A 9,735-nucleotide genomic window follows, 5' to 3' on the forward strand; every position below is an offset into this window, starting at 1 on the left:
GGCGTGCCGCTGAAGCGGCGGTACGGCTTGCCCCGCGCGAGGGTGCCTTCCTGCTTCTGGCCGATATCGAGGAAGCGGAAACCGGTGATCAGGGCCGCGTGCGCCACTGGCTCGCCAAGGCGGTGCGCGCACCGCGCGACCCGGCCTGGGTGGCCGACGGCTTCGTTTCGGAGCGGTGGATGCCCGCCTCGCCTGTGACCGGGCAGCTCGATGCTTTCGAATGGCGCGTGCCGGTGGAGCGGCTCGGCCAGGTTCTGGAAGGCGAAGAGGCGCTCGCGCTGCCGGCGATCGAAGCGGAGCCGCGCGAAGAAAAAACAGCTTCCGGAAGCGAAGACGTCGTGCCCGAAGAAACCGTGGTCACCGTGGAGGCCGAGCCGGCGCTCGAGGCCACGGAGACGCCCCGGGAAGCCGAAGCGCCGTTGGAACCCGAAGCACAACCGGAGCCGGAGATCGATGAGGAGAAGCCGGCTGAGCCCGAGGAGCCACCGAAGGAGCGCGGGAAGGCCGCCGCTCCACCGAACGGCGACGGGGAGAACGAGGAGGCGGTCCCGCCCCGCAAACGGAGCGAAGAAGCGCGCCCGCCGCTGCCCGACGATCCCGGCGTCGAACCGGAGGATGCGGAGCGGCAGGCCTCGTCGCGGTTTCGCCTGTTTTGATGTTCGTGTGGCGATGATCGCCGGTGCGGGGAACCGCACGGCCGCGTGATCATTTTTCTCACCTCGGCGCGATCCGGCGAAAAAAGACCTTGTTTGGCTGATGGCCGCTTCGCATGATGCAAACAATGCTTTCCAAAGGATTCGGATTTGTTCGAGCGTATTCTCTCTTTCCTGAAGGATCTGCCGGCAGGTGACGGCGGATCCCAGCGTCTGAATGTGGACGACCCCCGGGTGGCGGCCGCAGCACTCCTCATCCATGTGATGAACGCCGATGGCGAGCGCAGCGCCGAAGAGCAGAACCGGCTGAAGGAGACGCTCTCGGCGGCCTACAATGTGAAGGGGCCCGAACTGAAAGCGCTGATGAAGGCCGGCGAGGAGGCGGAGGCGGAAGCCGTCGATCTCTACATCTTCACGAGCGTTCTGAAGAACAATCTGGACGAGGACGCGCGGGCCGAGTTCATTCGGCTGATGTGGGAGATCGTCTACGCCGACGGGGAACTGCACGAGCTCGAGGACAATCTGGTCTGGCGCGTGGCCGAGCTCATCGGCGTGGACACGCGCACCCGCGTGACGATGCGCCAGCGTGTCCAGCAGGCCGAAGGCGGGGAGGGAAGCGCGTAGCCGTGCACATGGGCAGGGGGAACGCGAAAAAGATCCTGGTCGTCCTGCATCAGGAAATGTCCAGCCCCGGCCGCGTGGGCCAGCTTCTCGAACGCAGCGGGTTCAGCCTGGACATTCGCCGGCCGCCGCTCGGCGATTCCCTGCCCGACACGCTTGCCGAGCACGCGGGCGCCGTGATCTTCGGTGGGCCGATGAGCGCGAACGATCACGACGAATTCGTGCAGCGCGAGACCGAATGGGTTTCCGTGCCGCTCGAAGAGGACAAACCTTTCCTCGGCATCTGCCTCGGTGCCCAGATGCTGGTCAACCATCTGGGCGGACAGGTCAAAAGCCACGACGACGGGCTGGTCGAGATCGGCTGGTATCCGCTGCGGGCGACCGAGGAGGGGCGGCGGCTCCTGCACTGGCCGGAGATGGTCTACCAGTTCCACCGCGAGGGCTTTTCGCTGCCCTCCGGCGCCACGCTGCTCGCCACGGCGGAGCACTATCCGAACCAGGCGTTCCGCTACGGCCGGAATGCCTGGGGCATCCAGTTCCACGCCGAGCTGACGCGGACCATGATGCAGCGCTGGGTGGTGCACGGCGCGCATCGCTTCGTGCTTCCCGGCGCCCAGCCCGGCCGCGACCATCTGGGCGGCCGCTTCATCTGGGACATCCATCTGAAGCAATGGCTGGTCGAGTTCCTCGAGATGGTCTTCGGCGCCGGCGCGCAGGCAGGGGTGAAGGCCGGAGACGAGGCGGAGGCGCTAAAGCCCGTCGGGCACAGGAAGGTGGGGCGGCGCGGTGTGGCGTGAAGCCGGACTCAGGCGCGCTGATATTTGATGAAAGGTGTCGCCCGCCCGACCTTGTCGTAGAGCTTGCGGGCCGTGTGGTTGAACTCCTGTGTCAGCCAATAGGTTTGCGCCGCCTCCCTGCGGTCGGCTTCTGCGTAGACGGCTTCGATGAGGGCTCGGCCGATGCCGCGTCCACGGACGGCCGGATCCGTGAACAGGTCCTGCAGGTAGCAACGCGGATTCCAGTCGGATGTCGACGGGACGAAGAAATAGTGGGCGAACCCGGCCAGTTTGCCGCCGAGATCCGCGCAGAAGCCGTGCGGTTCTTCTTCCTTGTGCAGCAGCCGCGGCCACAGGCGCGTGGTCACGCGTTCCTCGACGCTGCGCTGATAGAAGGTGTTGTAGCCCTGCCAGAGCATGGCCCAATCCTCCCTGTCGGACGGCGCCAGACGCCGGATTTCGAGTTCGGGCATCGCCTTTTCCCTTCCATTTCTCAGGTTTGACCTTGCGAAGCTCGACGATCCCGGCAAGTGCCAGCGCGTACCCGTCATTGTGCCTGCCTCCGGGCATTGCCCCGCCCGCGGAGCAATGGATAAGGACATGCAGAAATCCCATCCATCGCCGCCCGGCTCTCTGGCGGGCGGGCGGCAGGAGGCCTATATTGCGAACGGTGATCTGCGCCTCGCGACAGGAAATCATATCCCCGGGGCCTTATCGATCCGAAAGGGAGCTGTCCCTGGCCTTGCCCGTGGGCTTGGCTACACGGCGCCCACCTACCTTGTAGGTTCCCGGGATCGACATTCCATCGGTTGCCGTGGATCACCGTTCTCCCCCATGTCGTTCATGTTGACGCGCCATGTCGTTGAGCGGCCTTTCCGTCGCACGGCGGTCGCCCTATGGTGCCGGCAAATGGTGAGCGCATGACGACGACGGCAAGAGAGATGAAGCGCGCCCTGCGCGCGGAGGCGCTGGCGCGCCGGGACGCGACCGACCCGCTCTGGCGGGCGGAGGCATCCCTCGGCTTTGCGGAGGCGGCAGAGGAGATCGCACCTGCTCCGGGGATGGTGGTCTCGGGCTTCTGGCCCATGCGCTCGGAGGTCGATGTCCGGCCCTTGATGGCGGCCTTGGCGGAAAGGGGCGCACGGCTCTGTCTGCCGGCGCTCCTCGACAAGAGCACCATGATCTTCCGCGAGCTCAAGCGTGGAGCGCAGCTCGTCGACATGGGCTTCGGAACCAAGGGACCGGACGAGACGGCCGCGATGCTCGAGCCTTCGCTGATGCTCGTCCCGCTGGCGGCGTTCGACCGGCGCGGGCACCGCATCGGTTATGGCGCGGGCTATTACGACCGGGCGATCGAGCGGCTGCGGGAGAACGGACAGGCGCGGCGTCTCATCGGTATCGCTTTCGATTGCCAGGAGGTGGCGGAGGTGCCTGACGAGCCGCATGACGTGATCATCCCGGAAATCCTCACCGAAAGCGGCTTGCGCAGCTTCGCCCCGCCCCTGTAAGAGCAGGGATATGCGACTTCTATTTCTCGGCGATATGGTGGGGCGCACCGGCCGCACCGCAGTCTGGGCGAAGCTGCCCGGCCTGATTTCCGACTTCAAGCTCGACTTCGTGGTGGTCAACGGCGAGAACGCCGCGGGCGGCTTCGGCATCACGGAGGAGATTTTCACCGCTACACTGCAGGCGGGCGCGGATGTGGTGACGACCGGAAACCATGTCTGGGACCAGCGTGAGGCGCTGGGCTTCGCGCCGCGCGAGGAGCGGTTCCTGAGACCCGCCAATTTCCCAAAGGGCACGCCGGGGCGCGGTTCGGGGCTTTTCACGGCGCGCAACGGCGCGCGCATCCTAGTCGCCAACATCATGGGCCGCGTCTTCATGATGCCCGATCTGGACGACCCATTCCGCGCCGCCGAGGAGGAGCTCTCGGCCTGTCCGCTGGGCGCGCAGGCGGATGCGGCGCTGATCGATTTCCACGCCGAAGCCACCTCGGAAAAGATGTGCTTCGGCCATTTCGTGGACGGGAGGGTCAGCGCCGTCATCGGCACCCATACGCACCAGCCCACGGCCGATCACCAGATCCTTTCCGGCGGCACGGCCTACATCTCCGATGCCGGCATGTGCGGCGATTACGATTCCTCGCTCGGCATGGACAAGGAAGAACCGCTCAACCGGTTCACCACCAAAGTACCGAAGGGGCGCTTCGAGGCGGCCAGCGGGCCGGCCACGATCTGCGGCGTGGGGCTGGAGATATCCGACCGGACCGGGCTTGCGGAGAAGGTCGCGCCGCTGCGGCTCGGCCCGCATCTAGAAGAGGCGGTCCCCGTCTTCTGGCGTTGACGGGCGCGCAAACCGGCCTTACCTCTGCCGCGCAGCGATTTTTGATGAAGGATGCATTGGCCCATGGACTGGTTGCTTTCGCATTTCGATTTCGTCACCAGTCCGGAGGCCTGGGTCGCGCTGGTCACGCTCGTCGTTCTCGAGATCGTGCTCGGCATCGACAACCTGATCTTCATCTCCATTCTCACCAACAAGCTGCCCGAGGAAAACCAGGCCTTCGCGCGGCGCCTGGGAATCGGCGCCGCGCTGGTGCTGCGGTTGGCCCTGCTTGCGACCATCTCCTTCATCGTGCAGCTCACACAGCCGGTGTTCACGCTGTTCGATCACGGGTTCTCCTGGCGGGATCTGATCCTGATTGCCGGCGGGCTGTTCCTGGTCTGGAAGGCGACCAAGGAGATCCATCATACTGTGGACCCGCACGACTCCAAGGAGAACATGGTCGGCGGAAAGGTGACGCTGGGCGTCGGTGCGGCAATCGTGCAGATCCTGCTGCTCGATCTCGTCTTCTCGATCGATTCCATCATCACCGCGGTGGGCATGACCGACCATCTGACCATCATGTTCATCGCCGTCATCAGCGCCGTCACGGTGATGCTCCTGGCGGCGGAGCCCCTGTCGCGCTTCATCGCCGCCAATCCCACCGTGGTCATGCTTGCGCTCGGTTTCCTGCTGATGATCGGCATGACGCTGATCGCCGACGGTTTCGGCTTCCACGTGCCGAAGGGCTACGTCTACACGGCCATGGGCTTCTCGGCGCTGGTCGAGACGCTCAACATGATGGCGCGACGCAAGCGAGCGCGGGACAAGGCGTTGCAGGAAGAGGCCTGAGGCGTTCTCACACGCCGTCGAGAACGACGATCGTCGGCCGCTCGGGCAGTGTAGCCAGCGAGACGGTGAGCGTCCGCCCCTCGCGGAAGTCGAGGTCGAAGCCTTCGCCCATCCTGCTCGTAAACGCGCCGAGCGGCGTGGCATTGCGGTGCATGGGCAGGACGATGGAGGAGGAGAGCCGCCGCGTGATCTCGCTCATGCCGTCGAGCGACATGGTGAGCCCGCCGTCGATCGGCACCATCACCACGTCCAGCCGTCCGATGGCGGCGTAGTGTGCATCCTCGAGCCGGTGATGCAGGTGACCCAGATGGCCGATGCACAGGCCGGCCACCTCGAAGATGAAGATCGAGTTGGCATCCGGTTCGAAGACGCCGTAGCGGCGAATATCGGTGGTGACGTTGCGGATATAGACATCGTCGACCAGCAGCGAATGCCGCGCCGGCCCGCCTTCTGGGTTCCAGCCCCTGAGCACGTGCTCGATCGCGGGATCGGGACTTGGCGTGTGGTGCGTCGAATGCGCCTTGTTCATGGTGACGACATCCGGTGTCGGACTGGTGCCGTACACCCCGGCGAAGTCGGTGGCGATGCGCACGCCGGCCGGTGTCTCGATGACGTAGGTCGAGTGACCGGCATAAGTGATCGTCACGTCCTGGGCGGCGACCGGCTGGAGATTCACATAGACGATGCCGGGCAGGGCGTTGGCCATGGCAAGGCAGGTGCTGGGCCGCGTTTCCTGCGCCTGGGCGGCAAGGGACGAGAGCAACAGGATGACGAGCGGTGCAATCAGGCGGAAGGCGAGCATCGGCTTCTCCCGGATCGACAAGCGGTCATCCTATCCAAAGATCCGCTGGTCCGCCATGCAGGGCGCCGTAACCATTGCGTGAGGCCGGCTTCTGGACGTTGCCGGGCGATTTCACTATAACGCCGGCAATCCATGAAATTTTGGAACCGTTCCGACAAAGGAGCCCCATGGCAGGCCATTCACAGTTCAAGAATATCATGCACCGCAAGGGCCGCCAAGACGCGGCGCGGTCGAAGATCTTCTCCAAGCTGGCGCGCGAGATCACCGTCGCCGCCAAGGCCGGTCTGCCCGATCCGGACATGAACCCGCGCCTGCGCCTTGCCGTGCAGAACGCCAAGGCCCAGTCCATGCCCAAGGACAATATCGAACGGGCCATCAAAAAGGCCTCGGGCAACGACTCGGAGAACTACGAGGAGGTCCGCTACGAAGGCTACGGGCCGGGCGGCGTGGCCGTCATCGTCGAGGCGCTGACCGACAACCGCAACCGCACGGCCTCCAACGTGCGCGCCGCCTTCACCAAGGCCGGCGGGTCGCTGGGCGAGACGGGCTCGGTCGCCTTCATGTTCGACCGGGTGGGCGAGATCGTCTATCCCGCTTCGGCGGGCGACGCCGACACGATGATGGAGGCAGCTATCGAAGCTGGCGCGGAGGACGTGCAGTCGGACGAGAACGGCCATGTCATCACCTGCGCCTTCGAGGACATTGGCGACGTCAGCACGGCATTGGAGCAGGCGCTCGGGGAGGCCGAGCGGGTGCGCCCGACCTGGCGGCCGCAGACCGGCACGCCCGTCGACGAGGAGCGCGCGCAATCGGTGCTCAGGTTGCTTGCCGTCCTGGAGGACGACGACGACGTGCAGAACGTCTACGCCAATTTCGAGGTCGACGACGAGACCATGGCCAAGCTGAGCGCAGCGTGAGGCAAGCGGATATGGCGCATCGCGTATCCATCATCTACTGCGTGCAGTGCAATTGGCTGCTCAGGGCCGGCTGGATGGCGCAGGAGCTTCTGTCCACGTTCTCGGAGGAGCTCGACGAGGTGGCGCTGCGCCCGGGCACCGGCGGCATCTTCGAAATTCATTGCGACGGGGAGCTCGTCTGGGAACGCAAGCGCGACGGAGGCTTTCCGGATGCGGCGGAGCTGAAGCGCCGTGTGCGGGACTGTATCAACCCCGAGCGCGACCTGGGACACGTGGAGCGCAGATAAGCCGGCGCCCCGGCTTTGAAACATCGGTCAGAAAAAAAGGGCGGTCCGGTCGGACCGCCCTTTCTCGTTCGTTCCGGCCTTTGCAGTTACTCGCGATTGCCGAGGAACTGAAGCATGAACAGGAACAGGTTGATGAAGTCGAGATACAGCCTCAGCGCGCCCATGATGGCCTTGCGGCCCGCCACGAGCTGGCTGTCGCCTTCGTAGTACATCTCCTTGATCTGCTGCGTGTCGTAGGCCGTCAGCCCGGCGAACACGAGCACGCCGATCACCGAAATGGCGAACTGCAGCGCCGAGGAGCCAAGGAAGATATTGACGATCGAGGCGATGATGATGCCGATGAGCCCCATGAACAGGAAGGAGCCCATGCCGGAAAGATCACGCTTCGTCGTGTAGCCCCACAGCGACAGCGCGCCGAAGGAAGCGGCGGTGATGAAGAAGGTCCTTACGATGCTCTCGCCCGTATAGATGAGAAAAATCGACGACAGCGACAGCCCCATCAAGCCCGCATAGACCCAGAAGGTCGTCTGCGCCGCCGAAACGCTCAGCTTGTGAATGCGGAAGCTCATGAAGAAGACGAGCGCCAGGGGAGCGAGTATCAGCACCCAGCGCAGGGGCGACAGGTACACCGCGCTTCCGAAAGCAGTGAGAAGCGTGCCGTTGCCGAACTGCGCGACGGCGGCCGAGGGATCACTCGTCGTCGCCAGTGAAACGGTGCCGAAGGCCGCAAGCCCGGTAATTGCCAGGCCGATGGCCATCAGGTTGTAGACCCGGATCATATAGGCGCGCAGGCCCTCGTCGATGGCCGCGTCCGTGCGTGCGCCGGTCGCCACGCGGGCCTGATAGTTGCGAAGGTCAGCCATTGTTTCCTCTTTCTCGCACTCTCCCGTCGGGTGTCGGCCACACGGCCGCTCGCCGCTGGCGGGATTCCAGCATGCGTGGTTCAAATATGATATCTGTTCGTGTCAAGAGCAAGAGCCGCAGACACTAAAACGGACGGTTTGCCGCAAGCGGCTCCACGCGGGGAAATTGCCGGCCTCCTCTGCCTTTACAGGTTCCGCAGCACGGGAGCGGCCTTGTGGCCCAGCACGCGCCAGGTGCCGATCAGGCCGAAGCCGACGGTGAGCACCAGGGCGATGGCGACGGTCGAGAGGGCGACCTCGGGCAGGAAGGTCCAGGGCAGCGTCATGATGTGCGAGACGACGTACCATGCCGCCACGCCGCCTGCCGCGAGCGCGAAGAGAGCCGTGGCGAGCCCGATCAGGAGATATTCCAGCGCGAAGGCCGAAATGAGCGTGCGCCGCGTGGCGCCCAGCGTCTTCAGCACGACGGCGTCGTGCACGCGGGCCCGGTTGCCGGCCGCAAGGGCGCCCGAGAGCACCAGCACGGAGGCGATGAGTGCCACGGCCGCGGCGGCGCGGATGGCGGTGGAGAGCTGGGCGACGAGTTCGTTGATGATGTCGAGGGCATCCTTTACGCGCACGGTGGTGATCGTGGGGAAAGCGCGCGTCACGGCGTTGAGAATCTGCGCCTCGTCGGCACTCGTGGCCTCAGGGGCCGTCAGCGTCGCCAGCCAGGCATGCGGCGCGCCGGCGAAGGTGTTGGGGGAAAAGACCATGACGAAATTCATGGCCAGCGTCTCCCATTCGACCTGGCGGAAACTCGCGATGCGCGCGGTGACGTCGCGGCCGAGAACGTTGACGGTCAACGTGTCGCCGAGTTCGAGGCCCAGTTCGCGCCCCTCTTCGGCGGTGAAGGAGACAAGCGGCTCGCCGTCATAGTCTTCCGGCCACCACTCGCCCTCGGTCAGGGTCGAATTTTCGGGCTGGTTTTCCGCATAGGTGATGCCGCGGTCGCCGCGCAGCACCCAGCCGCCCTCGGGCGGCACCTCGATGTCGGCCACGTTGACGCCGTTGAGCGAGACGATCCGTCCGCGCAGCATCGGCACCCGAATGAGCTTACCGTCGGGTGCTTGCGCTTCCACCAGCGCAGTGAAGTCGTCCACTTCGTTTGCCTGGATGTCGACGAAGAAGAAGTTCGGTGCCACGTCGGGCAGGTTGCCCGCGATCTGCCGCCTGAGATTGCCGTCGATCAGCGCCAGGGTGGCCAGCAGGGTAAGCCCGAGGCCAAGCGACAGGACCACCGACGGCGTCAGCGCTCCGGGGCGGTGGATGTTGCCGACGGCAAGGCGCAGTGCCGTGGAGCGGACGCGCGGGGCGCGGCGGGCCAGCGCCTGCACGGCCCAGCCGACACCACGCAGAACCAGAAAGGACGCCACGGTCGCAGCGACGAAGATCGCCGCGATGCGGCGCTCGTCCGCATAGAATATGGCGAGGAAGGCGAGGCAGGCCGCAATCAGTCCGGCCGCCAGCATGTAGGACAGCCTGGGCCAGCCCTTGCCATCGATGCCCATCTCGCGAAAGAGCGCCGTCGCCGGCACGTCGCGGGCGCGGCCGAGCGGCAGAAGCGCGAAGGCGAGCGTGGTGAGCAGGCCGAACAGGGCGGCAA

At 65.4% G+C, this 9,735-nt stretch carries 11 protein-coding genes, 1 other RNA gene and 1 pseudogene; 9 read left to right on the plus strand and 4 right to left on the minus strand.

Annotated elements, in window-relative coordinates:
- The 3 genes and pseudogenes from ACFP9U_RS20820 to ACFP9U_RS20830 form a co-directional block, all read left to right on the plus strand.
- Positions 1-656, plus strand: a pseudogene (locus ACFP9U_RS20820) (heme biosynthesis protein HemY); the annotation flags it as partial.
- Between the two features lie 147 nt (positions 657-803).
- The gene (locus ACFP9U_RS20825; protein ID WP_378624395.1) at positions 804-1,277 is read left to right on the plus strand and encodes a TerB family tellurite resistance protein; all 474 of its coding nucleotides are present in this window, start codon (positions 804-806) and stop codon (positions 1,275-1,277) included.
- 8 nt (positions 1,278-1,285) lie between these two features.
- Positions 1,286-2,071, plus strand: coding sequence for a glutamine amidotransferase (locus tag ACFP9U_RS20830; RefSeq protein ID WP_378624408.1), 786 nt, complete (start codon positions 1,286-1,288; stop codon positions 2,069-2,071).
- Between the two features lie 8 nt (positions 2,072-2,079).
- On the opposite strand, the gene ACFP9U_RS20835 is transcribed toward ACFP9U_RS20830, so the two are convergent.
- The gene (locus ACFP9U_RS20835) at positions 2,080-2,523 is read right to left on the minus strand and encodes a GNAT family N-acetyltransferase (RefSeq protein ID WP_378624396.1); all 444 of its coding nucleotides are present in this window, start codon (positions 2,521-2,523) and stop codon (positions 2,080-2,082) included.
- Positions 2,524-2,719: 196 nt separating this feature from the next.
- Between ACFP9U_RS20835 and ssrS the strand changes: the two genes are divergently transcribed.
- From ssrS to ACFP9U_RS20855, 4 genes are all read left to right on the plus strand, one after another.
- A non-coding RNA gene (gene ssrS / locus ACFP9U_RS20840) (6S RNA) lies at positions 2,720-2,875 on the plus strand.
- A 95-nt stretch (positions 2,876-2,970) separates the two neighbouring features.
- On the plus strand, positions 2,971-3,558 hold the full coding sequence (locus tag ACFP9U_RS20845) for a 5-formyltetrahydrofolate cyclo-ligase (protein ID WP_378624398.1): 588 nt from the start codon (positions 2,971-2,973) through the stop codon (positions 3,556-3,558).
- Between the two features lie 10 nt (positions 3,559-3,568).
- Positions 3,569-4,393, plus strand: coding sequence for a TIGR00282 family metallophosphoesterase (locus ACFP9U_RS20850; protein WP_378624399.1), 825 nt, complete (start codon positions 3,569-3,571; stop codon positions 4,391-4,393).
- Positions 4,394-4,456: 63 nt separating this feature from the next.
- Complete coding sequence (locus ACFP9U_RS20855) at positions 4,457-5,221, plus strand: TerC family protein (RefSeq protein WP_378624400.1); 765 nt, start codon at positions 4,457-4,459, stop codon at positions 5,219-5,221.
- A gap of 7 nt (positions 5,222-5,228) precedes the next feature.
- Here ACFP9U_RS20855 and ACFP9U_RS20860 read toward each other — a convergent pair whose 3' ends face one another.
- A complete protein-coding gene (locus ACFP9U_RS20860; RefSeq protein WP_378624410.1) occupies positions 5,229-6,023 on the minus strand; it encodes an MBL fold metallo-hydrolase in 795 nt (264 codons plus the stop codon).
- Between the two features lie 167 nt (positions 6,024-6,190).
- Between ACFP9U_RS20860 and ACFP9U_RS20865 the strand changes: the two genes are divergently transcribed.
- Together ACFP9U_RS20865 and ACFP9U_RS20870 are read left to right on the plus strand one after the other, a co-directional pair.
- Positions 6,191-6,940 (plus strand): YebC/PmpR family DNA-binding transcriptional regulator, encoded by a 750-nt coding sequence (locus ACFP9U_RS20865; RefSeq protein ID WP_322453066.1) that lies wholly within the window; start codon positions 6,191-6,193, stop codon positions 6,938-6,940.
- A gap of 11 nt (positions 6,941-6,951) precedes the next feature.
- Positions 6,952-7,227, plus strand: coding sequence for a SelT/SelW/SelH family protein (locus tag ACFP9U_RS20870; protein ID WP_378624401.1), 276 nt, complete (start codon positions 6,952-6,954; stop codon positions 7,225-7,227).
- An 86-nt stretch (positions 7,228-7,313) separates the two neighbouring features.
- On the opposite strand, the gene ACFP9U_RS20875 is transcribed toward ACFP9U_RS20870, so the two are convergent.
- A complete protein-coding gene (locus ACFP9U_RS20875; protein WP_378624403.1) occupies positions 7,314-8,090 on the minus strand; it encodes a Bax inhibitor-1/YccA family protein in 777 nt (258 codons plus the stop codon).
- Positions 8,091-8,275: 185 nt separating this feature from the next.
- A partial coding sequence (locus ACFP9U_RS20880) for an ABC transporter permease (protein ID WP_378624406.1) occupies positions 8,276-9,735 on the minus strand: 1,460 nt, incomplete at its 5' end.

Origin of the sequence: Nitratireductor sp. GCM10026969, from assembly GCF_042660605.1 — a bacterium.
Taxonomy (GTDB): Bacteria; Pseudomonadota; Alphaproteobacteria; order Rhizobiales; family Rhizobiaceae; genus Chelativorans.